Consider the following 22,326-nt stretch of genomic DNA (forward strand, 5'->3'; position numbering starts at 1 on the left):
GTGGGCGTCCTCGTTCCCGATCAGCCCAGCGGAGTGCGGAACGTGCACGGGATGGTCACGTTCGACCCGAGCGCCTTCTCGGTCAGCCCGATGACCCGCGGCGAGTAGTCCAGCTGCAAGTGGTCGCTCATGTCGATCGGGCAACCGTCCTGCAGCGTGATGTTGTGCACGGTCGCTCCGGGTCCAGCGGTCAGGAACGTGCGCGTGTAGGGCGTGCTGACCTCGTCATACTTCGTGCCGATGATGGTGTAGTCGATGCCCGGCTCGGTGTCGCCGCCGGCGTTGAGGTCGGTCAGGTATGCCGAGCCGATCTCCTGGTCGACCGCCGCCTGACCCAACGTGCTCGGCACGATCGGGTTCAGGCCGAACGCCTTGGCCAGAGTGGCGATGCCCGACAGGGTGGTGCCGTGGTTCGTCGCGCCGAACGTGACGACGTGATCGACCTTGTTGTTCTTAGGGTTCGAGGGGTCCGCGCCACCGAAGTACTTCAGGTAGCCGCGCGCGACGATGCCGCCCTGCGACCAGCCGACAAGGTCGACCTTCTGTGCGCCGGTGGCGGCGAGCACCTTGTCCACCTCCTGTCCGAGCTGTGCGGCGGAATCCTTGATCGGGCCGGTCAGATACACCCCGGGGAACTTGCCGATGATCGCGTCACTGGCACCGAGATTCTCGCCGTACACGCAGTAACCCTGCTTCTTCAGGGCGGGCGCCATGGCGGCGAAGCTGTTGTAGCGGCTGGCCCACGTCCCCTGCACCAGGACAACCGGATTCGGATGTGCCGCCGAGGGCTTGCAGGACCAGTCGTTCATGCCGGGCGCGAGAGCAGTCGGGTTGAAGACGCCATAGGCCAGAGCCGGGTAGAAGCTGGATTGGGTCGGCCCGACGGGGTCGGTTGCAGCACCGGCGGTGCCGATCGTGCTGACCGTCGCCATCCCTGCGCAGGTGACAGTTGCGGCGCAGAGGAGGAGGCGTCGAAGTCCGGACATGGCCACTCGCTTTCGTTGAAATGTGATGCAGGTCACGTACTGATGGATCGAACCTTACTGTTCGGTAAGTACGTGTGTGGTGGTTTGCCGGCACAAAATTCACTGGCAGTCGAACGCCCGGCTGCCTAGCGTTCTGCAGGTGATCCGACAGATCGATCCGAGCGACGACACCGCCATGCGTCAGGTGTATGACGTGGGCGTGGCGTCGAAAAGCGTTGCGCGCCCGTGGTTCTCGCCGCCGTCATACGAGTCCTGGCTCATCGGCATGCGCAAGGCCGACCCGGAGGAGCCACGCGAGCTCTACGGGTGCTTCGACGAGAGGGGAGCCTGCATCGGCACCAACCTGTTGTTCGTCCCGGCGCAGGACAACCTGGAGAAGGTCTACGCCGTTCTCGACGTCGCGCCGGATCGCCGGCGCCACGGTGTCGGAAGTGCGCTCGTGAAGCATGCGAAGGACCGGGTGCGAGAGCTGGGCCGCTCGACCCTCTTCGCCGAGACAATGGCTCCCGGGGCGGGTGATGGCGCGCACGAATACGCGGAGTTCGCCGAGTCCCACGGCTTCACGCCCGCGTGGCGTGAGCTGACCCGCCACCTGGCGCTGCCCGTGGCCGACGCGGTGCTCGCCGATATCGCATCCGCTGCACGCGATCATTGCGAGGGCTATCGGGTCGAGACCTTCGTCGGCCGGGTGCCGGATGAATTGCTTCCGGGTCTCGCCGAGTTGATGGCCATGCTCGCCGTCGATGCACCGTCGGGTGATGTCGAGTTCGACGCAGAGGTCGTGACGCCCGAACGCCTACGGCGCATCTACGACCGCGAGGCCGAGCAGGGGCGAATTCGCCTGTCCGCATTGGCGATAGAGAGTGGCTCCGGCGTGGTGGCGGCCCAGACGGACCTGGTGTTCGACGACACGCTCGATCCCGTCGAGCAGGAGGGCACCTATGTCCACCGGCAGCACCGCGGGCATCGGCTCGGCAGTGCGGTCAAGGTGGCCAATCTGCAGCGGTTGCAGCGCGTTTATCCGGGTCGGCCGTTCGTGCGGACCATGAACGCCGACACCAACGAGCAGATGATCTCGATCAACCGCGCCCTCGGCTTCGAGGTCGTCGAGACGATGACCGAATGGATCGCGGAGGGCGAATCACTGCTCGGCTGAGGCGATCTGGCGGAGCAGTTCGAGCGCGCGAAGGGTGACGGGGCTCGCCGCCGCTGCATCGCGCACGTGCACCGAGATGCGGCGGCGGATCTCCGGCTCGCAGACCGGGACCGCGCTGGTGCCCTTCGGCAGTGCGCCGGTGGTCAGGTGTGGCACCAACGTGACACCCACGCCGGCGGCCGCGAGAGCGAACGCCGTGTGGTGGTCCTGGCAGCGGGCGACGACCCGAGGCTTCGCGCCCACCTGGGTCAGTGCACGCCGCAGGATGCGACCGCAGGTCTGATCCGGGATGCTCTCGTCGATCCAGGGCAACTCCGCGACCTCGCTCAGAGTGAGGGAGTCGCGCGGGGCCAGCTCGTGGTCGGCCGGCAGCGCGGCGACATACGGTTCACTGATGAGCTCGTAGCGGGTGTAACCCGTTGGTGCCCAATATGTTTCGGTCGGGTCTTCGGTGCGTATGTCGAGATCGGTGGTCGCCCGCTCGTCGTTGCTCAGCTCGTTGAGGTCGACCGTGATGACGACGTCGGGGAACTCGCGTTGCAGCTGCGCGACGAGCTGCGGGATCCATTCCTCGCCGGCCGAAGCGAAGCAGGCGATGGTCAGGCTCCCGGTGCGCCCCGAGCGCAGATCGGTGACCATCTCGTCCAGCCGCGACAGGGCGGTCATCGTCTCGTCGCTCTCCTGGGCGAGCATCCGACCCACCGGCGTCGGGCTGATACCCCGGCCGGCCTTCTCGAACAGCGTCAGTCCGGTCTCGCGCTGGAGTTGGTTGATGTGCTGGCTGACGGCGGACGGCGTGTAGCCCAGGTGGGTCGCGGCGGCCTGCACCGACCCACTGGCGACGACGGAGCGGAAGACGCGGAGGCGGTGTACGTCGAGCATTCCTCAACAGTACAGCAATTCTGAATTGTCCGGAAGGAATCATCGCTTGTGCTGCATGGTTCTGCGCGCCACAGTTGACGACATGAGCACCGCACAGTCATTCACCGAGTCCGAGCACTTCGACTACGACAGGGAGCGCGTCGTGCACGACCTGTCAGCACTCCAAGGTCGTGAAACCCAACGGCCACAGTCGTTCACGGCATACCTCGCCGGCAAGATCAAGGCGTTGTGGAAGGAGCAGGATGCCGCGCAGGAGCTGTTGCTGCGCACCCAGGCACCGTGGCTGCACCGCCAGTGACCGCCATGCCGGCCGACCTGTCCGACCATTGTCCGAAGAACGTCCCCTGACCGCCGGTCGGGGGACGTTCTTCTGTGTGCTGCTCCTATGCCATCGGGTTCTTCAGCAGCAGTTCCGTGTTGCGGTCGGCGTCACTGCCGATCCGGTTCGGGTCGCGGTGGATGTCGTTGTAGGACAGCTCGCGATAGACGGAGGCCAGCGCTTCCGGCGAGCCGTCGCTGTATGACGCCTGGTATGGCGCTGCCGACTCGATCAGGGTCGTGAAGAGCGACAGCGTGCCGTCGGCGTTGTCACACACATCGATGATCCGCGCATGCTGCGGGAAGTCGACGTGCGAGGCCGTGTTGATCTCCCAGAACGAACGCGTCGGGTCGTTGTGATGGTGCGGCGTGATCTTGTTGTCGTGGGTGTGGCCGTTGACCCAGGCGACGACGTTCGGGTAGCGCTGCAGGGTGCTCACCAATTCCGTTCCGCTGTGCCGGATCTCGAGCCTGTCGGGTGCGAGCAGCAGGTTGTTCATGCTGTCGCTGGTGTGATGGCTGAACAGCACGAAGAGCTGATCGGTGCGCTCCGTGCGGTGCTCGATGCCCCAGCCGTCGTAGTAGCGACTGGACGATGACTCGATGGTGTCCTTGATCCAGCGGAACTGCTCGTCCCCGATCGACCCATCGGTGAAGCCGGCCCGGTTCGTCGAATCCATCGAGATACCAACGACTCCCGGCGCGATCTGGAAGCTGTAGTAGCCCACTCCGTCGGCGACTGCGTCGGCGGTGAAGCCGTGCCCGTGCGGCCCCGGACCGTCGACCTTCGGGTCCAGGTGGGCGGCCATGAATTCGCGCGGAGTGAAGGTCGCCCGCCGCTCGTCCGGGGTGATCTCCCAGCGCGACTTCGCAAGCGATGACGACTTCGGTATGGCGGACCGGCCACCGGCGGACGATTGCCGCAGGGCGAGATTGGCGCTGGTGTTGTCGAAACCGGTGAACTTGAAGCTCCCGGTGTACATGTCGGCCAGGATCGGTGTCGCGGACGGCAGGGTGCCCTCGATCGAGTCGTCGTGGTTGCCGAAGACGCTGTACCACGGTGTCGCCAGGCCGTCGCTGGTGTGTGCAGTCGTGGCGTGCTTGAAAAAGTCTGCGATCGCTGGGAATCCGGCCTTCTTGTAGAGATCCTGGGCGGAGGATTCCGGCAGGTAGTAGAGGCTGTCGCCGGCGTTCTGGACGCCTTCCCACTCGGTGGGGGAGCCGGTGTTCGCGGTGATGCTGCCGCCGCTCATCAGGGCGAGGAACCAGTCGAGTTCAACGTGCTCGTGGTTGTCCGAGCTGTCGCCGGTGGTGACGACGCAGTCGAAGGCCCGGCCGCTGAACGGTCCCTTGCCGAGCTGGTTGACCCGGCGGACGAGCTGCGCGCCGCCCTGGGTGCCGAGCGCCTCGTGCGGCCGGAACGCGGATCCGTTGATCTGGTGCAGCCATTCGAAGCGAACCGGTGACTGGGCGTCGACGAGGTGGATGTCGGTGAACTGCACGATCGATGCCTGCGCGGTCCGGGTGTCGTCCCGCGTGGCCTTCGCCGGGCACAGCTCGGTGCGCACCGTGAGCGGGTAGCCGGGCCCGGCAGTCAATCGCGTGTAACCGCTGGATCGCATTGGGCTTGCGGCGGTTTCGAGTGTCGTGCCCACACCGACGATGGCGCGTGACGTCCACGCGACCCGGTCGGAACCGGCTGCGCGGGCGGATCGTGTGCCGACTGCCGTGGCGGCCGCAGCGCCGATGCCACCGCCGAGCAGGGTGCGGCGTCGAATGGATGTCATCTCGCTCCTCAAGACTTGGACGTTCGTCCATCATTGCGGGACAAGGCGGTCCATGGGTGTCCGGAGAGCAAGGAATTGGCGAACGCCCCCTGACCTCGGTCCGGGGGCGCCGACCTGGTTCTGCGGACGGAGTGCTCAGGCCGTCGGATGCCGCAGCAGCAACTCGGCATTGCGGTCGCCGTACGTGCCCAGCCGCTTGTCGTTGCGGTGCAGATCGTTGTAGGACAGCTCGCGATAGAGGGACGCCAGTGCCTCGGGAGAGCCGTCGTCGTACGCCGCCCGGTACGGTGCGGCCGACTCGATCAGGGTGGTGAAGAGCGACAATGTCCCGTCGGCGTTGTCGCACACGTCGATGATCCGGGCGTGCTGGGGGTAGTCGATGTGTGATGCCGTGTTGATCTCCCAGAAGCTGCGCGTCGGATCGTCGTGCCGGTGCGGCCGGATCCGGTTCCGGTGGGTGTGCCCGTTGGCCCAGGCCAGCACGTTCGGGTAGCGCTGCAACATGTTCACCACCTCGGCCCCGCTGTGCCGGGTCTCCAGCAGGTCCGGTGCCTGCGCCAGGTTCGCCATCGAGTCGCTGGTGTGGTGGCTGAAGACGATGAAGAGCTGGTCCGAGACGTGCTGACGGTGCTCGGCGCCGCGGTTGTCGTAGTAACGGCTCGAGGACGCCTGCAGGGTGCGCTCGATCCAGCGGAACTGCGCGTCACCGATCGAGCCCTGGACGAAGCCCGCTCGGTTGGTGCTGTCCATCGCGATCCCGATGATTCCCGGGGCGATCGGGAACGTGTAGTAGCCGATGCCCTGCGAGAGGGCGTCCAGCGTGAAGCCGTGCCCGTGCGGGCCGGGCCCGTCGAAGGCCGGATCCAGGTGCGCAGCCATGAATTCGCGCGGGGTGAACGGCGACCGCCGGTCGTCCGCCGTCACCTTCCAGTGTGTCTTCGGCAGCTTCGAGTTCGGCGGTATGACGGTCGGCTTGCCGACCACCGCGCGACGCAGGGCCGCATTGCCGCTGGCGTTCTCGAAGCCGGTGAACTTCACGCCACCGGTGTAGAGGTCCGCCAGGACCGGGCCGTCCGACGGCAGCATCCCGCTGATCGAGTCGTCGTGGTTGCCGAAGACGCTGTACCAGGGCGTGTCGAGGCCGGCGCTGGTGTGTGTCGCAGTTGCGTGTTTGAAAAATCTTGGGACAGTGGGGAATCCAGCCTTCTTGTAGGTGTCGTGCGTGCTGGACTCCGGGAGGTAGTAGAGCTTGTCCTTGGTGTTCTGGACGCCCTCCCAATGCCCCCGAGCGCCCGTGTTCGGAGTGATCTTGCCCCCGCTCATCACCGTCAGGAACCAATCGAGCTCGACCTTCTCGTGATTGTCCGAACTGTCACCCGTCGTGACCACGCAGTCGAACGCGCGGCCGCTGAACGGGCCGGTCCGCAGCTGGTTCACGCGGCGGACCAGTTGGGCGGCGCCGTGAGTGCCGAGCGCCTCCTGCGGTCGGAACGCGCTGCTGGTCGCAGTGTGCAGCCACTCGAAACGCACGGGCGACTGTGCGTCGATGACGTGCAGGTCGGTGAACTGGACGATGGAGGCCCGACCCGTCCGGGTGGTCGATCGCTTCGCCCCGGCCGCACTCAACTCGGTCCGCACCGTGACCGGATAGCCCTTCCCGGCGGTGAGCCGGGTGTAGCCCTTCGTGGTGACCGGCCGCGCGACCTGCTCCAGCGTCGTACCCGCCCCCGACGTCGCCAGCGCGGGTTGCGCCGGTGGGGGACTGGCGTCGGTCCGCGCCCAGCGGCTCGCGAGCGTGGTCGCCGCCACGCCGCCGATGCTGCCGCCGAGCAGGGTCCGGCGTCGGATGATTGTCATGTCACTCCTCGAGATCGTGGACGTGCGCGTGCGTCCAGCGTTTCGGGGCGTGGCGGCGGTCGAGTGTCCGCTGAGCGAGTAGTCGGTGAAGTCGTCGTGCCGGCCAAAGTTGAGCGGAATACACTCAACTTTGCTCTCGTTGACCCAGGGGAGACGTATGCCGTGCTTGCCCGGTCGCCCCTGTCGCGCAAGGGTGGACCCAGGCAACGCGCGGCATACCCGAGACCTGATGACACAACCCGACCAGGGAGGACCGACGACCGTGGATCTACAGCTCACGACGAAGGCGCAAGAGGCCGTTTCGAGCGCCGTGCAGAACGCGACGCGTGCCGGCAATCCGCAGGTGGAACCCGCACATCTGTTGCTGGCACTGGCAGATCAGACCGACACGACCACCGGCCCGCTGCTGGAGGCCGTGGGCTCCACCGCGCAGGCGATGCGCTCGACCGCCGAGCAGGCGCTCCGGTCGCTGCCGGCGACGCAGGGCGCATCGGTCGCCCAGCCGACGATGTCGCGCACCTTCGCCAACGTGTTGGAGCAGGCCCGGCAGGCCATGGAGTCGATGGGCGACACCTTCGTCTCGACCGACCATCTGCTGCTGGCGCTGGCGCAGACCGGTGAATTCGGCCTGAACGCAGACGCTTTGGCGGCTGCCATCCCGCAAACCCGCGGTGGCCGCAAGGTGACCGGACCCGAGCCCGAGGGCAGCTTCGATGCGCTCGAGAAGTACGGCACCGACCTGACCGCCGCTGCCCGCGAGGGCAAGCTCGATCCCGTTATCGGTCGTGACGCCGAGATCCGCCGGGTCGTGCAGGTGCTCTCCCGCCGCACCAAGAACAACCCGGTGTTGATCGGTGAACCCGGTGTCGGCAAGACCGCTGTCGTCGAGGGGCTCGCCCAGCGCATCGTCGCCGGTGACGTCCCGGAGTCGTTGCGCGACAAGCGACTGATCTCACTCGACCTGGCCGCGATGGTCGCCGGAGCGAAGTTCCGCGGTGAGTTCGAGGAACGCCTCAAGGCCGTGTTGGAGGAGATCAAGGGCTCCGACGGCGAGGTCGTCACGTTCATCGACGAGCTGCACACCGTGGTCGGCGCGGGCGCCGGCGGCGACTCGTCCATGGACGCGGGGAACATGCTCAAGCCGATGCTGGCTCGCGGCGAGCTGCGGCTGGTCGGCGCGACCACCCTGGACGAGTTCCGGGAGAACATCGAGAAGGATCCGGCGCTCGAGCGCCGCTTCCAGCAGGTGTATGTCGGTGAGCCGTCCGTCGAGGACACCATCGCCATCCTCCGTGGGCTCAAGGAGCGTTACGAGGCGCACCACAAGGTCGCGGTCTCCGATGCCGCGCTGGTCGCGGCGGCGTCGCTGTCCGACCGCTACATCACCGCCCGGCAACTGCCGGACAAGGCCATCGACCTGATCGACGAGGCGGCGTCCCGGCTGCGGATGGAGATCGACTCCTCGCCGGTCGAGATCGACGAGCTGCGTCGTGCGGTCGACCGGCTGAAGATGGAGGAGCTGCACCTCGAGAACGAAACGGACGCCGCCTCCAAGGACCGGCTCGCGAAGCTGCGGTCCGACATGGCCGACAAGCAGGAGGAGCTCAACGCACTCACCGCGCGCTGGGAGCAGGAGAAGGCGAGCCTGAACCAGGTCGGTGACCTCAAGGCGGAGATCGACGAACTGCGCACGCACGCGGATCGCCTGCAACGAGAAGGCGATTACGCCGGCGCATCCAAGATCCTGTATGGCGAGCTGCCCGCCCTGGAGCAGCGTCTCGAGGACGCGCAGGCGGCCGAGTCGACGCAGTCCACGGCAGGCGGTGAGGCGCCGATGGTGAAGGAGGAGGTCGGCCCGGACGACATCGCGGACGTGATCTCGTCCTGGACCGGCATACCGGCCGGGCGGTTGCTCGAGGGGGAGACCGAGAAGCTGCTGCGCATGGAGGACTGGATCGGCGAGCACGTCATCGGCCAGAAGAGCGCCGTGCAGGCGGTGTCGGACGCGGTGCGACGCACCCGTGCCGGCGTCGCCGACCCCGACCGCCCCGCCGGTTCGTTCCTGTTCCTGGGTCCGACCGGTGTCGGCAAGACGGAGCTGGCCAAGTCGCTGGCGGACTTCCTGTTCGACGACCCGCGCGCCGTCATACGCATCGACATGTCGGAGTACTCCGAGCGGCACGCGGTCGCGCGGCTGATCGGGTCGCCTCCCGGTTACGTCGGCTACGAAGAGGGCGGTCAGCTGACCGAGGCCGTGCGCCGGCGCCCCTATTCGGTGGTGCTGCTCGACGAGGTCGAGAAGGCACACCCGGAGACGTTCGACATCCTCCTGCAGGTGCTCGATGACGGGCGGCTGACCGACGGCCAGGGTCGGACGGTCGACTTCCGCAACGTCATCCTGATCATGACCTCGAACCTCGGCTCGCAGTTCCTCGTCGACCCGACGCTGGACCTGAAGCAGAAGCAGGACTCGGTCATGCAGACGGTGCGGCAGTCGTTCAAGCCGGAGTTCATCAACCGGCTCGACGAGGTCATCATCTTCGAGGCACTGACCAAGGAGGAGCTGACCCGGATCGTCGACCTGCAGGTCGACGCGATCGCGATGCGGCTCGCCGACCGGCGGATCACGCTGTCGGTCACGCCTGCGGCGAAGCAGTGGTTGGCCGACGAGGGCTACGACCCGGCATACGGCGCGCGTCCGTTGCGCCGGTTGGTGCAGAAGCAGATCGGCGACCGGCTGGCCAAGGCGCTGCTCGGCGGCGAGGTGCGTGACGGGCAGACCGTCACCATCGACGTGTCGGCCGACGGCGCCGGACTCGAGGTGCAGCCGGCTGGGGAGCCGGCCACCGCCTGAGCAGTGCCGCGCCTCGAGTGGCAGGATCGCACTCGTGGAAAAGGTCGCGCTGATCTCCGATGTCCATGGCAATCTGACAGCGGTCGAGGCGGTGCTCGCCGACATCGACCGCAGGGGCATCACCCGCATCTGGAACCTCGGCGACTACGTCGGCAAGGGACCGCGCGGCCGTGAGGTCGTCGACATCTGCCGCGAACGCTGCGAGGTCAACATCCTCGGCAACTGGGACGACTTCCTGCCCGACCCGGACCGGGACTTCGGCGGCGAGTCACTCGCGTGGTGGCTCGCCCAGCTGGGTCCCGGTCAGGGTGACTGGTTGCGCGCGCTGCCGTTCAGCCATGACGAGTGGGTGAGCGGGCGACGGCTGCGGGTCTTCCACGCGAGCGAGGAGACGGTGCACCGCCGCGTCCGCTACGTGCGCACCCAAGCGGAGTTCGAGGCACTGTTCACCAACACGCCCGCTACCGGTGACGGGCCGCTGCCCGATCTCATCGGGTACGGCGACACCCACGACCCGCATTTCGAGGTGCAGTTGGCGGCACGCACCGTCTTCAACACCGGCGCGGTCGGCAACTCGATGGGCGACCCGATGGCGATCTACTGCATCCTCGAGGGTGAGTGGGGCTCGCCGGAGATCGCACCCTGGTCGGTCGCGTTCGCCCGCGTCCCGTATGACGTCGAGGCCGAGCTCGCTCACGCCCGAACCGTCGGGATGCCCGACTACGAGGGCTACGAGCTCGAGCTGCGGCACGGCATCTACCGCGGCAACCTGCAGGAGTGGAAGGCCGGCGAGCCGATCACCGACTATCACGAACGTCCGGTCTGATCAGCGCTGCGCGGTGACCCGCTCGGCGATCGCGGTGGCGAAGGACGGCGCGAGGGGGAGCCCGTCACCGACGAGCAGGCAGATCTGCAGCGCGTGGTAGACGTCCGGCTTGCCCACCCAGGTGCCGTGCGCGACCCGGTTGTGCTCGTCCAGCTCGTGGTGCCAGGACCCGGCAGCGGTGTCGATCAGGTGGCGACGTGCGTAGTCCCACCAGGTGAGCAGCGAGTCGTTCCAACGCTTTTCGCCGGTCCCCGAGGCCAGCGCGTATGCCGCGCCGATGGCCTCGCAGACCACCCAGTGCATCCGCGCCCGGACGACCGGCTGCCCGGACCAGTCGGTCGTGTAGACGAAACCGTCCGCACCGTCGACCGCCCAGCCGTCCGTGATCGCACGATCGGCGAGTTCCGTTGCGGCAGAGATCAACTCATCACCGTTGTATGACGCATCGAGTCGTAGCCGGCTCGCGCGTACCGACAGCGCCAGCCGTGACCATTCCAGGCCGTGCCCGACCGTCGCGCCGAACGGCCGGAACGGGTCCGCCGGGCGGTCCTTGTTGTAGTCGGGCATGATCCGACCGGTCGCGTCGAAATGCTCCGGGATCCGCCAGTCGCGTCCACGCGCCCAGCCGGCCACCTGCAGGGTCATCGCCTCGGCACGGTCCAGGTAGTCCGCGTCGCCGGTGACATCGTGCAGCGCGAGGTAGGCCTCGACGGTGTGCATCGTCGCGTTGACCCCGAGATAGGGCTCCGAGCTGGACCAGTCTGCCGAAAGGGATTCCTGCACAAGGTTTTTCGAACCTATCCAGAAGTGCTCCTCGTGCACCTGCCGCGCGGTGGCGAGCAACTCCTCGGCGCCGGGCCGCCCGGCGACGACGGCACTGCTGGCCGCCAGCAGCACGAATGCGTGCGGGTAGGCCTGCTTGCGGTCGTCGACGGCCTTGCCCGTGGATGCGTCGACCGACGCGAACCACCCACCATGGGCAACATCGTGGAACGACCCGGTCAGTGCCTGGATCCCGTGATCGACCAGGCCAGCGAATTCCGTTCGCCCGCTGAGCAATCCGAGTGCAGCGACATGCGTCATCCGGCAGGTGAGCCACAACTCCAATGGTCGGTCGGTCGGTCGGCCGGAGTCGTCGAGCCACGCGAAGCCGTGCTCGGCGCGCGAGGCGACGGCGAAGTCGAGCAGGCGGTCCGCCTCGGTGCGCATCTGTGCCGCAGCCTCGGACGTGGCCGGACTCGTGGTGTCGTCGATCATCGCGCGAGATCCTCGATCGCCTTGGCCACCTGGTCGGGGGCCTCCCACTGCAGCATGTGGCCCAGCTCGCCGAAGGTCTGCAACTCCGCCTGCGGGAGTCCGGCCGCGATGCGTTGCGCGAGCTTCGGCGGCGTGAGCCGGTCCCGGCCGCCCACCAGGACGTGGGCGGGGACGTTCTGCATGGCGGCCAGTGCCGCGATCTCGTCGTGCTGCATCAACGCATCGTAGAAACCGGCGAAGACGTTCACCCGGGTGCCGCGTGCGATGACGGTGGCCTCGTGGACGTCGGCCGGGTCGGCCCCGCGACCGAACGCCGCCGCACGGTGGCCCTTCTCCGTCATACCGCGGCCGATGCGCACGGGCAGGTGCCGCATCGCGGACATGAATTGGCGCTCACCGCGACGGCCGCTGCCGCGCAACCCGCCGGCGGCGGTCGACACCAGCACCACACCGCGCACCCGCTCGACGAACTCCTCGGGCGCGAGCCCGGCATACGCGAAGATCGTCATACCGCCCATCGAGTGACCGCCGAGCACGACCTGCTCGTCCTGCGGCGCCAGTTGTTGCACCACTTCCTGCAGGTCGGCGCCCAGTCGCCGGATCGACTCCTGGCCGACCTTCCGCGAACCGTCGGCGAGCGTCGAACCGCCGTGTCCGCGCTGGTCCCACAGCACCACCCGCAACGACGGATCGAGCGTGCGTAGCACCGGTAGCCAGGACCGGTGGTCCAGGATCCAGCCGTGGCCGAGGACGACGGTGCGACTCACGGGCCCTCCGGGTTCGCGAACGTATGCCGCCAACCGAGCTCCGTCGTCGGTGGTCACTCGGTGCACATGAAGTCCGGCCATCCGGCCATTGTCTCCCGAGACGGGTCCGGGGCGGCGCGCAGGGAACCTGTGTGGTCCGTCGTGCGTCAACATGGCAGTCCACCTGCATCGACTCGGATGTTCGTTCCGGGTCCGCCTCTCGGGAAAGATAGGTTGCTCTACATGCGACGCACCCTGACCGTCACCAGTTCGCTCGCCATCGCCGTGACCCTTGCCTTGACCGGCTGCAGCAGCGGCAGCAAGAAGGCGTCCGGCACGGGCACCTCCGGCGGTGGCCAGGCGGCGACCCCCGCGGCGACGCTGGCGAAGGCGAAGAAGACCCTCGACGACACCTCGGGCGTGCACCTGAAGCTCACCTCCGACAAGATCCCGGCCAAGGAGAACGGCCTGATCAGCGGTGAGGGCGACGGTTCGCACGCGCCGGCCTTCAAGGGCACGATCGCGGTGCGCATCCCCGCCGCCGGGACGATCAACGTCCCGGTCGTCGCCGTGGACGGCAAGGTCTGGGCGAAGACGCCGCTCAGCCCGAAGATGGCGGTCCTCGACCCGAAGCAGTTCGGCGCGCCGGACCCCGCGAAGATCTTCGCCCGGCAGGGCGGGTTCTCCGACCTGCTGATCGCGACCAAGTCGCCGAAGTTCGGCGACAAGAAGCGTGACGGCAAGGACATCGTGCAGACCGTGACCGGCACCTTGCCGGGCGCGGTGATCAAGCAGGGCCTCAACTTCGGCAGCGCCGACAAGACGTATGACGCCGTTTACCAGATCACCGACACGGGGGAGCTGCGGTCCGCCCAGCTGACCGGGGAGTTCTACAAGGGTGCCAATGACACGTCATACACCGTCGAGTTCACCAAGTACGGGCAGAAGGTTGCCATCTCCAAGCCCTGACGTGGAGCGCGTCGCCTCCCCGCGGGCCAAGGCTCTCCTCGCGACGGCGTCCGTCGCCGTCGCGCTCGCGGCCGCCGACACCTATGTCGTGGTGCTGGCGCTGCAGGACATGATGAACGGCGTCGGCCTCGGCGTCGACGCGCTGCAGAAGGCGACGCCGATCATCTCGGGCTTCCTGCTGGGCTACATCGCGGTGCTGCCGCTGATCGGTCGGCTGGCCGACCTCGTCGATCGCCAGCGGATCCTGTTGTGGTGCCTGGCCCTTTTCGTCATCGGCTCGGCCGTGACGGCGATCTCCGCTGAGCTGCCGGTCATGGTCACCGGCCGATTCCTGCAGGGCGTCGGCGGCGGTGGGCTGGTGCCGGCGACCCTCGCGCTCGTGGCGGACCTCTGGCCGGCCGGCAAGCGCGGCACCCCGCTCGGAGTGGTCGGTGCGGTCCAGGAGATCGGCAGCGTGGTCGGTCCGTTGCTCGGGGCGCTGATCCTGGCGGTCTCCGAGTGGCGAATGATCTTCTGGCTCAACGGTCTGGCCGGTGTCGTGCTGGCGGCCTGCATCGTCGCCTGCGGTGACCGCGGCGGCCGCGAACGCATCGGGGCACCCGTGCCGCGGTGGTGGCACGCTCTCACCGGGCTCGCGGCGCTCGCGACCGTCGTCGTGCTCGGTCTTGCGTTGTGGGCCCCGGACTCGTTGACCACGTCGATCAGGTGGGGCGGTCCGTTCGTCCCGTATGGCGATCACACCGCCCGCTTGATGACACCGATCGGCATGTGGGGACTGATCGCGCTCGCTCTGCTACTGGCGCTGTCGGTGCGCTACTGGTGGCCGATCGTGCGCAATGTCGACGTCATCGGAGCGCTGCTGATCGCGATCGCGCTCGGTGCACTGGTGCTGACGTTCGCCGCGTCCAACCCGGAGAAGCAGGTCGTCGGTCCACTCGGCTGGTGGCTGCTGCCGCTCGCCGTCGTCTCTGCCGCTCTCTATGTATGGCGCCACCGCGCCGCCCGGAACCCGTTGATCGCCAAGGGTGTTGTCGTGGGTCGGGTCCGGCCGGCCCTGGTGGTCTCGGCGTGCGTCGGCACCTCGATCGTCGCGATCGTCGTCGACATACCGGTGCTGGCCAGGCTCACGATCACCGACTCGCAGACCCAGGCCGCGCTGGTGTTGCTGCGCTTCCTGGTCGCGGTGCCGATCGGTGCGCTGGCCGGTGGCTGGTTGCTGCGCCGGTTCGGCCCGGCCGTGGTCGCGGCACCCGGGCTGTTGGTGACCGGGCTCGCGCTGCTGCAGATGTCGACCTGGGACGGCGACGCCCTCGAGTCGTGGCTGCTGCCGACGGTGCTGCTCGCGCTCGCCGGGCTCGGTGTCGGCCTGGCGATCGCACCGGTCAACGACGCGGCATTGCACGACGCCCCGCAGACCGCGCACGGCGTGGCCTCGTCGCTGCTCGTGGTGGCGCGGATGATCGGCATGGTCGTCGGTCTCGCGTTGTTGACCGCGATCGGGTTGCACCGCTTCTACGGGCGGGTCCAGTCGCTGTCCAACCCGACCAAGGCGCAAGTGACCGACGCAGGGATCCTGCAGGTGCAGACGGTGTTCCTCGGCGCTGCCGTGGTGGCGCTGCTCGCGGCTGCCGTGGCGCTGTTGCTCGGGCGGCGGGTCAGTGGGGCGCCCGTCGAGGAGGACCCGGAGGCGCTCGCGGTTACGACACCGAGCCGGTGAATTCGTAGTCCACGAGTTCCGGACGGGCCAGCTTGCGTTCGTACTCGCCGACGCTGCCCGGCCACAGCGTCCGGTTGCGGCCCTGCGCATCGAGGTACCAGCTGCTGCAGCCGCCCGACTCCCAGACCGACTGAGCGCTGCGCTCGTCCAGCTGCTGCATGTGGGCGGGCACGATCTGCGGGCGCACCTGAACGGCCGTCGCGCCGCGTTCGTCCCGCGCCTCGAGCAGCTTGTCGACCAGCCCGATCTGCGCCTCGATCATCAGCACGACGGAGGTGTGGCCGAGCACGGTGTTGGGGCCGAGCAGGAAGAAGAGGTTCGGGTAGCCGGGTGCGGTGACGCCGTAGTAGGTCTGGATGTCGTCGGCCCAGTCAGCGTCCAGCGTGTGTCCGCCGAGACCGGTGATGTTCAGGTGCCGGTAGGACCCGGTGACGTCGAAGCCGGTGGCGAAGACCAGCACGTCGAGCTCGTGCAGCGTTCCGTCCGCCGTGGTCACTCCCGTGCCCTCGGCGTCCTGGATGGGTGAGGTCTCGACGGTGACGTTGTCGCCGGCGAGCGCCGGGTAGTAGCTGTTGGACATCGTGGCTCGCTTGCAGCCCATCGTGTAGTCGGGCGTCAGCTTGGCGCGCAGTTCCGGATCCTTGATCGCCGAACGCAGGTGCGCTGCAGCGGCTTTCGACGCCGCTTTCAGTGCGGCGGGTTGCTTGGTGAACGCCCCGACCCGCACGTCACCGGCTGCGCGGAGCTTCGTCCGGTGCGCCTTCATCAGCCAGGGCCGCTTCTCGTACTGGTCGATCAGCCAGTCGGGGTATGCCGGATCGACCTTCGGCAGCACCCAGGCCGGCGTGCGCTGGAAGACGGTGAGGTGCCGGGCGTCCTCGGCCAGCGGCGGGATGACCTGCACGCCGCTGCAACCGGTGCCGATGACACCGACCCGCTTGCCGACCACGGTCGTGCCCGGGTCCCAGGCCGCCGTGTGCAGCATCTCGCCGCGGAAGTTCTCAAGGCCCGGGATCTCCGGGATCACCGGTTCGTGCAGCGCGCCGACGCCGAGAACGACTGCCCCGGCGACGAGTTGGCGGATCTCGCCGGTGCTGGTCGAGACGGTCAGGTGCCATGCGCCGAGGCCCTCGTCATACGTCATCCGCTCGACGCTGGTGCCGAACCGGACGTGCTCGCGCAGGCCGTACTTCTCGACGCAGTAGAGCAGGTAGTCCTGGATCTCGTCGGCCGTCGCGTAGGCCTTGGACCAGTAGGGATTCAGCTCGAAGGAGAACGAGTAGAGGTGGCTGGGCACGTCGCACTCGCAACCCGGGTAGCGGTTGTCCCGCCAGGTGCCGCCGATCTCGTCGGACTTCTCGAGTACGACGAACTCGCGGCCGCGGTTCTTGGCCGCGATCGCCATACCGATCCCGGAGAATCCGGATCCCACGATGACCAGGTCGTGATCGACGCGAACACTCATGAGAAAGAGGCTACGACGGCGTGTCGGCGCAGCCGCGCGGCAACGCCGGGCGCGGCCGGATCAGCGGTAATAGTGCTGCTGCGGCGCGTGATTGACGACCACGACGTTGGTCTGCGGGTCGGCGCCGCACGCCATGGCCAATGAGATGACCCAGCCGATGAACGACCAGCCGAGGAAGAAGTTGATCAGGAAGATGCCGCCCTGATTGGACTTGTTGCGGGTCGCGGCGATCGCCCACGGCAACAGGTAGAAGAAGGTGCACACGGCCAGGATCCAGGCGATCGCGACAACGGCTCCCGACGGTCCGGGACGACCGGTCATCACCACCGAGTTGTATGCCGGCGGTGGTCCCATGGGCTGCGGTGCGTAGAACTGCCCCTGCGGCGGCGCGGGCGGACCCTGCGGCGGCGTCGGTTGGTAGCGGACCGGTGCCGGAGGCGGCGTGCCGTAGTGCCCGACGGGCGTGTGGTAGCTGCTGGGCTCCGAAGGGCGTTGAAAACGCTGGGTTTCCGGTGTCGTGGGGATGCGTTCGGTGTGCTCTGGCCGCGTGTCCTTCTGTAGTCGGACGGGCCGCGTCACGTCGTCGGGACGGCTGTCGCGCTGATCCATGCTTCCCCCACTGATCGAAGTGTTTCCGACAACTGTAGGTGGCGGTTCGGACGGTGTCAGTCGCCGAGCGTGACCAGAACCGGCGCGTGGTCGGACGCGCCCTTGCCCTTGCGCTCCTCGCGGTCGATCGACGCGTCGGCGACCCGGTCGGCGAGCGCCGGGGAAGCCAGCGCGAAATCGATGCGCATGCCCTGCTTCTTGGGGAAGCGCAATTGCGTGTAGTCCCAGTACGTGTAGGTGCCCGGCCCGGGCGTGAACGGCCGCACGACGTCGCTGAACCCGGCATCCACCACCGCGCGGAACGCAGCGCGCTCGGGATCGGTCACGTGCGTCTTGCCCTCGAAGAAACCGATGTCCCAGACGTCCTCGTCGACCGGTGCGATGTTCCAGTCACCGGCCAGCAGGATCTGGGCGTTCGGGTCCTCGGCCAGCCAGCCGGCCGCGGTGTCGCGCAGCCGGGCCAGCCAGTCGAGCTTGTAGGTGTAGTGGGCGTGGCCCACCTCGCGACCGTTGGGCACGTAGAGCGACCAGACGCGGACTCCGCCGCAGGTCGCACCGATGGCCCGTGCCTCGGCGGCGGGTGGTTCGCCATACCCGGGCATGCCGGGGAAGCCGACGGTGACGTCGTCCAGTCCGACCCGGGAGACGACGGCGACGCCGTTCCACTGGTTGAGGCCGTGCATCGCGACCTCGTAGCCGGCCCCCGCCAGCTGCAGCGTCGGGAACTGGTCGTCACGACACTTGGTCTCCTGCAGCAGCAGCACGTCCAGGTCGTGACGTTCGAGCACGTCGACGACCCGGTCGATACGGGAGCGGATGGAGTTGACGTTCCAGGTCGCGATACGCACGACGCCAACCTACGTCGCCTCAATTGGCCACAGTGAAACGGGACCGGCGGTGCTTCGGCTGCTCGATCTCGTCCGCGATGGCGACGGCGAAGTCCTCGGCCGAGATCTTGTCGCCGGCGGGTGAATCGTCCGCGACGCGGTAGTCACCGGTCCGTTCACCGGGTGCGATCTCCGGCGCCGGGGACAGGAACACCCAGTCGAGTGACTCGGGTGCTTCACGGATCGTCTCGAGCGCCTGCGCGGCGGTGAGTGCCTCGGCCTTGTACGCCTCGGGGAAGTCGGGCAGGTCGACCAGTCGGGTGCCGTCGATCAGCAGTGAGCCGGCGCCACCGACCACGAAGAGACGGCTGCTGCCCGCGTTGGCTTCGGCGGTCTGCAGCGCGTCCAGCCAGATCCGGTGGTCCTCGCCGGTCCGGCTCGGGCCCGTGGCGGACAGGAGGACGTCGTGGTCCGCGGCGAGACCGCGCACGAATTCGGTGTCGCCGAGGTTCCCCGCGACACTGCTGGCCGCTTCCGGCACCTGCGTGCCGGAGCGGGTGACGGCGGTGACCTCGTGGCCGCGCTGCGCGAGTTCGGCGACGACTCGCGACCCGACCATGCCGCTGGCGCCGATGACTGCAATCTTCATGTCTGCTCCTGGGTGTCGTGAAGTTCGGTGTTCCGATAACAGTAACCATTGGTAACCTGGTACCTCAACGTAACCAAGGAGGTGCGTCGGTATGACGTCCGCAACAGCCGCGTGGATCGGCGACGGCTACGACCCGGAGTGCCCGACCAGGGTCCTGCTGGACCGAGTCGGCGACAAGTGGACGGTGCTGGTGATCGGCGCACTCGCCGACGGACCGATGCGCTTCACCACACTGCGCGATCGCGTCGGTGGCGTGTCCGGCAAGGTCCTCACTGCGACGCTGCGCGCGCTCACTCGTGACGGTCTGGTCACGCGCACGGCATACCCGACGATCCCGCCACGGGTCGACTACGAGCTCACCGAGCTCGGCCGGTCCCTCCAGGAGCCGCTGGACGTCATACGTGACTGGTCCGAGCAGCACATCGCTGCGGTCATCGCGCACCGCGAGAAATTCGACGAGGACGTGGACCAATAGACTCAGCAGCCATGTCCACCGCACTCATCACCGGCGCCAGCGCCGGCATCGGCAAGACCTTCGCGACGCAGCTGGCCAAGCGGGGTCACGACCTCGTCGTGGTGGCGCGCAACCAGGAGCGGCTCGAGGAGCTCAAGGCGCAGCTCGAGGACCGCTATTCGGTGTCGGTCGAGGTGCTGCCCGCAGATCTCAGTGAACGACTCGACATCCAACTGGTCGCGGACCGGCTGTCCGACACCGCGCGGCCGGTCGACCTGCTGGTCAACAACGCCGGCTTCGGTTTGCGGAAGTCCTTCCTGCGCAACGACATTCGCGTCGAGGAGGAGGCGCTGACGGTCATGGTTCGCGCGGTGACCGTGCTGTCGCACGCGGCAGCGCTGGCGATGCGCGAGCGCGGGCACGGCGCGATCGTCAATGTTTCGTCGGTCGCGGGCTATCTGGCATCCGGCACCTACTCCGCCATCAAGTCCTACGTCACGGTCTTCACCGAGGGGCTGGCGAGCGAGTTGGCCGGCAGTGGTGTGACGGCGACGGTGCTCTGTCCCGGTTTCACGCGCACGGAGTTCCACGAGCGCGCCGGCATCAAGGGCAACGGCATGCCCGATTTCATGTGGTTGCAAGCCGATCCGCTGGTCAAGGAATGTCTCGACGACGTCGATCGCGGCAAGGTCATCTCGATCCCCAGCGTCCAGTACAAAGTGGCCGCGACCGCCCTCAGGTTGTTGCCGCGCCCGGTCGTGCGAACGGGCAAGCTGGTCCGCAAGCATCGCCCATGACCCCGTCCGACCACCTGAACATCCGACTACCGAACGAGGAGTCCTCCGTGTCCAAGCAGGAGTTGCTCGAGCACATCACGTCCGAGGCGATCGTCCGCGGCAAGGTCACCCTGTCGTCCGGCAAGGAGGCCGACTACTACGTCGACCTGCGTCGCGTCACGCTCAGCGGCGTCGCCGCCCCGCTCGTCGGTCAGGTCATGCTCGACCTCACGGCCGACCTGTCGTATGACGCCGTCGGCGGCCTGACGATGGGCGCCGACCCGGTCGCCACCGCGATGCTGCATGCGGCGGCGGCGCAGGGCCGCGCCCTCGATGCATTCGTTGTGCGCAAGGCCGGCAAGGCGCACGGCCTACAGCAGCGCATCGAGGGTCCGTCCATCAAGGGCCGGCGGGTGATCGTGGTCGAGGACACCTCCACCACCGGCGCGTCGGCGCTCGAGGCCGTGGCCGCCGTCCGCGAGGCGGGCGCCGAGGTGGTGGCCGTCGCGGTGATCGCCGATCGCTCGACCGGAGCCCGGGAGCGGATCGAGGCCGAGGGTGTGGCCTATCTGACGGCGTACGGCCTGCAGGACCTCGGCCTCGCATAGTCTCATCACTCGACATTAAGCATAGCCACATATTTGGTTATGCGACACTGATTCGCCCGCGCAACTCCGCGCGGGCGAATCGTCGTTCTGAAGGTGCTGCGTGTCCGAGGTCCACGAACAGTCGCCGGAGCCCGGCCGCGTCGTGCTCGTCGGCGGCGGGCCGGGCGCCGACGACCTGATCACCGTCCGCGGGATGCGGGCGTTGCAGCGCGCCGACGTCGTCGTCGCCGATCGCCTGGCTCCGCGCGACCTGCTGCGCGACCTGCGACCCGGCGCCGAGGTGATCGACGTCGGGAAGACGCCGCACCATCACCCGGTCCCGCAGCACGAGATCAACGCCCTGCTGGTCGAGCACGCCCAGCGCGGCCGCTACGTCGTCCGGCTGAAGGGCGGTGACCCCTACCTGCTCGGCCGGGGCGGCGAGGAAGTGCTCGCCTGCCGGCTGGCCGGCGTGCCCGTCGAGGTCGTGCCCGGAGTCACCTCGGCCTTGTCGGCACCGGCGGCGGCCGACGTTCCGGTGACCCATCGCGGCGTCGCCCACGGTGTGCTGGTGATCTCCGGTCATGACGAATTGGACACCGACACCCTGGTCCGCTGGCGTCACACGATCGTGGTGCTGATGGGTATGGCGCGGCTGCGCGAGCTGGCCGCGGCACTCATCGGTGGCGGCAAGCCGGCCGACACCCCGGTCACAGTGGTGCAGTCGGCCTGGACGCCAGAGCAACGGCAGGTGAGTGGTTCGCTGGAGACGATCGCGGATCTCGTTGCCGCACAAGGGATCGGCAACCCCGCGGCAATCGTCATCGGTGATGTGACCCGAGCGCTGACGCCGGAGGTGGTCGCATGACAGCAGCCCTCGTCCTGGTCGCCCACGGGACGTCGTCCCCGCGCGGCCGTCAGACGGTCATCGATCTGCGCGCTCAGGTGGCCACCCTGCTGCCCGGCGTCCGCGTGCTCGATGCCTATGTCGACGTGCAGGAGCCGCGACTGTCCGAAGTTGTGCAAACCCTTGCACGAAAGGGGATTCGGACCGTGCTTGTTCCGGTGCTGCTGTCGACGGGCTATCACATGGAGGTCGATGTCGCTCGCGCCGCGGAGGCCTCGCCACTGGTCACGGCGACGCCGGCCTTGGGCCCGCACCCGGTGCTCGCGGAGATCCTGCGGGACCGGCTGGACGAGGCCGGTGCCCCGGCGGATGCGCCCGTCGTACTCGCTGCAGCAGGGTCTTCTCGGCCTGCCGCCGCGGACGCCGTCCGCGAGGTCACCGCTCACCTGCGGGCACTGCGACGCGGTCCCGTCGTGGCCGGATTCGCTGCTGCGCAAAGGCCTTCCGTCTCCGATGCGATCGGCCGGGCGGGTGGATCGACGGGGGCGGTCTGGGTCGCGTCTTACCTCCTCGGGCACGGCTTCTTCCACGACACGCTCGCCGGGCTCGGTGCTCCGTTGACCGAGCCGCTCGGCGCGGACCCCCGCATCGCGCGCCTGGTGCGCGACCGCTTCCTCGCGGACATGGGAACGCCGGCCGAGTGGGGCATCCCCACCCGGCCGGCGTCCTGGCTGATCCGTTCCGCCTGACCGATCCC

At 68.0% G+C, this 22,326-nt stretch carries 21 protein-coding genes; 11 read left to right on the top strand and 10 right to left on the bottom strand.

Annotation, left to right across the window (positions count from 1 at the left end; translation table 11 throughout):
• Window positions 1–20: 20 nt before the first annotated feature.
• On the bottom strand, window positions 21–986 hold the full coding sequence (locus tag ACZ50J_RS02615; protein ID WP_464299734.1) for an esterase/lipase family protein: 966 nt from the start codon (window positions 984–986) through the stop codon (window positions 21–23).
• Between the two features lie 139 nt (window positions 987–1,125).
• Here ACZ50J_RS02615 and ACZ50J_RS02620 point away from each other — a divergent pair, with 139 nt between their 5' ends.
• A complete protein-coding gene (locus ACZ50J_RS02620; RefSeq protein ID WP_464299735.1) occupies window positions 1,126–2,142 on the top strand; it encodes a GNAT family N-acetyltransferase in 1,017 nt (338 codons plus the stop codon).
• On the opposite strand, the gene ACZ50J_RS02625 is transcribed toward ACZ50J_RS02620, so the two are convergent.
• Window positions 2,128–3,024 carry a LysR family transcriptional regulator gene (locus ACZ50J_RS02625; protein WP_464299736.1) on the bottom strand — a complete coding sequence of 299 codons (897 nt, stop codon included), beginning with the start codon at window positions 3,022–3,024 and terminating at the stop codon, window positions 2,128–2,130. The two genes, ACZ50J_RS02620 and ACZ50J_RS02625, sit on opposite strands and share 15 nt — an antisense overlap.
• Before the next feature lie 82 nt (window positions 3,025–3,106).
• On the opposite strand from ACZ50J_RS02625, the gene ACZ50J_RS02630 reads away from it, so the two are divergent.
• Complete coding sequence (locus ACZ50J_RS02630; protein WP_464299737.1) at window positions 3,107–3,322, top strand: hypothetical protein; 216 nt, start codon at window positions 3,107–3,109, stop codon at window positions 3,320–3,322.
• Between the two features lie 85 nt (window positions 3,323–3,407).
• On the opposite strand, the gene ACZ50J_RS02635 is transcribed toward ACZ50J_RS02630, so the two are convergent.
• Window positions 3,408–5,129, bottom strand: a complete 1,722-nt coding sequence (locus tag ACZ50J_RS02635; protein WP_464299738.1) for a TIGR03767 family metallophosphoesterase — start codon at window positions 5,127–5,129, stop codon at window positions 3,408–3,410.
• Window positions 5,130–5,264: 135 nt separating this feature from the next.
• Window positions 5,265–6,986 carry a TIGR03767 family metallophosphoesterase gene (locus ACZ50J_RS02640; RefSeq protein ID WP_464299739.1) on the bottom strand — a complete coding sequence of 574 codons (1,722 nt, stop codon included), beginning with the start codon at window positions 6,984–6,986 and terminating at the stop codon, window positions 5,265–5,267.
• A 262-nt stretch (window positions 6,987–7,248) separates the two neighbouring features.
• Between ACZ50J_RS02640 and clpB the strand changes: the two genes are divergently transcribed.
• Window positions 7,249–9,840 carry an ATP-dependent chaperone ClpB gene (clpB, locus tag ACZ50J_RS02645; RefSeq protein WP_464299740.1) on the top strand — a complete coding sequence of 864 codons (2,592 nt, stop codon included), beginning with the start codon at window positions 7,249–7,251 and terminating at the stop codon, window positions 9,838–9,840.
• Window positions 9,841–9,874: 34 nt separating this feature from the next.
• Complete coding sequence (locus tag ACZ50J_RS02650) at window positions 9,875–10,666, top strand: metallophosphoesterase family protein (RefSeq protein WP_464299741.1); 792 nt, start codon at window positions 9,875–9,877, stop codon at window positions 10,664–10,666.
• On the opposite strand, the gene ACZ50J_RS02655 is transcribed toward ACZ50J_RS02650, so the two are convergent.
• Together ACZ50J_RS02655 and ACZ50J_RS02660 are read right to left on the bottom strand one after the other, a co-directional pair.
• On the bottom strand, window positions 10,667–11,923 hold the full coding sequence (locus tag ACZ50J_RS02655) for an AGE family epimerase/isomerase (RefSeq protein WP_464299742.1): 1,257 nt from the start codon (window positions 11,921–11,923) through the stop codon (window positions 10,667–10,669).
• Entirely contained in the window at window positions 11,920–12,690 is a 771-nt protein-coding gene (locus ACZ50J_RS02660; protein WP_464299743.1) for an alpha/beta fold hydrolase, read from the bottom strand. Before ACZ50J_RS02660 ends, ACZ50J_RS02655 begins: the two co-directional genes overlap by 4 nt.
• Before the next feature lie 222 nt (window positions 12,691–12,912).
• On the opposite strand from ACZ50J_RS02660, the gene ACZ50J_RS02665 reads away from it, so the two are divergent.
• On the top strand, window positions 12,913–13,638 hold the full coding sequence (locus ACZ50J_RS02665; RefSeq protein WP_464299744.1) for an LppX_LprAFG lipoprotein: 726 nt from the start codon (window positions 12,913–12,915) through the stop codon (window positions 13,636–13,638).
• A 1-nt stretch (window position 13,639) separates the two neighbouring features.
• Window positions 13,640–15,355, top strand: coding sequence for an MFS transporter (locus tag ACZ50J_RS02670; protein WP_464299745.1), 1,716 nt, complete (start codon window positions 13,640–13,642; stop codon window positions 15,353–15,355).
• Here ACZ50J_RS02670 and ACZ50J_RS02675 read toward each other — a convergent pair.
• From ACZ50J_RS02675 to ACZ50J_RS02690, 4 genes are read right to left on the bottom strand one after another with little or no spacing between them, the layout of a single operon-like run.
• Entirely contained in the window at window positions 15,336–16,820 is a 1,485-nt protein-coding gene (locus ACZ50J_RS02675) for a flavin-containing monooxygenase (protein WP_464299746.1), read from the bottom strand. The two genes, ACZ50J_RS02670 and ACZ50J_RS02675, sit on opposite strands and share 20 nt — an antisense overlap.
• A 60-nt stretch (window positions 16,821–16,880) precedes the next feature.
• Window positions 16,881–17,429 carry a superinfection immunity protein gene (locus ACZ50J_RS02680; protein ID WP_464299747.1) on the bottom strand — a complete coding sequence of 183 codons (549 nt, stop codon included), beginning with the start codon at window positions 17,427–17,429 and terminating at the stop codon, window positions 16,881–16,883.
• 56 nt (window positions 17,430–17,485) lie between these two features.
• Window positions 17,486–18,277, bottom strand: a complete 792-nt coding sequence (locus tag ACZ50J_RS02685; protein ID WP_464299748.1) for an exodeoxyribonuclease III — start codon at window positions 18,275–18,277, stop codon at window positions 17,486–17,488.
• Between the two features lie 19 nt (window positions 18,278–18,296).
• Window positions 18,297–18,905 carry an NAD(P)-dependent oxidoreductase gene (locus ACZ50J_RS02690; RefSeq protein ID WP_464299749.1) on the bottom strand — a complete coding sequence of 203 codons (609 nt, stop codon included), beginning with the start codon at window positions 18,903–18,905 and terminating at the stop codon, window positions 18,297–18,299.
• 91 nt (window positions 18,906–18,996) lie between these two features.
• Between ACZ50J_RS02690 and ACZ50J_RS02695 the strand changes: the two genes are divergently transcribed.
• From ACZ50J_RS02695 to ACZ50J_RS02715, 5 genes are all read left to right on the top strand, one after another.
• Window positions 18,997–19,380, top strand: coding sequence for a winged helix-turn-helix transcriptional regulator (locus ACZ50J_RS02695; RefSeq protein ID WP_464299750.1), 384 nt, complete (start codon window positions 18,997–18,999; stop codon window positions 19,378–19,380).
• An 11-nt stretch (window positions 19,381–19,391) separates the two neighbouring features.
• The gene (locus ACZ50J_RS02700; protein WP_464299751.1) at window positions 19,392–20,156 is read left to right on the top strand and encodes an SDR family NAD(P)-dependent oxidoreductase; all 765 of its coding nucleotides are present in this window, start codon (window positions 19,392–19,394) and stop codon (window positions 20,154–20,156) included.
• Window positions 20,153–20,743 (top strand): orotate phosphoribosyltransferase, encoded by a 591-nt coding sequence (pyrE, locus tag ACZ50J_RS02705; protein ID WP_464299752.1) that lies wholly within the window; start codon window positions 20,153–20,155, stop codon window positions 20,741–20,743. The genes ACZ50J_RS02700 and pyrE overlap by 4 nt, the downstream gene beginning before the upstream one ends.
• 100 nt (window positions 20,744–20,843) lie before the next feature.
• Window positions 20,844–21,590, top strand: coding sequence for a uroporphyrinogen-III C-methyltransferase (gene cobA, locus ACZ50J_RS02710; protein WP_464299753.1), 747 nt, complete (start codon window positions 20,844–20,846; stop codon window positions 21,588–21,590).
• Window positions 21,587–22,318, top strand: a complete 732-nt coding sequence (locus tag ACZ50J_RS02715; protein ID WP_464299754.1) for a sirohydrochlorin chelatase — start codon at window positions 21,587–21,589, stop codon at window positions 22,316–22,318. The genes cobA and ACZ50J_RS02715 overlap by 4 nt, the downstream gene beginning before the upstream one ends.
• Window positions 22,319–22,326: the final 8 nt, after the last annotated feature.

The organism is Flexivirga sp. G2, from assembly GCF_055397625.1.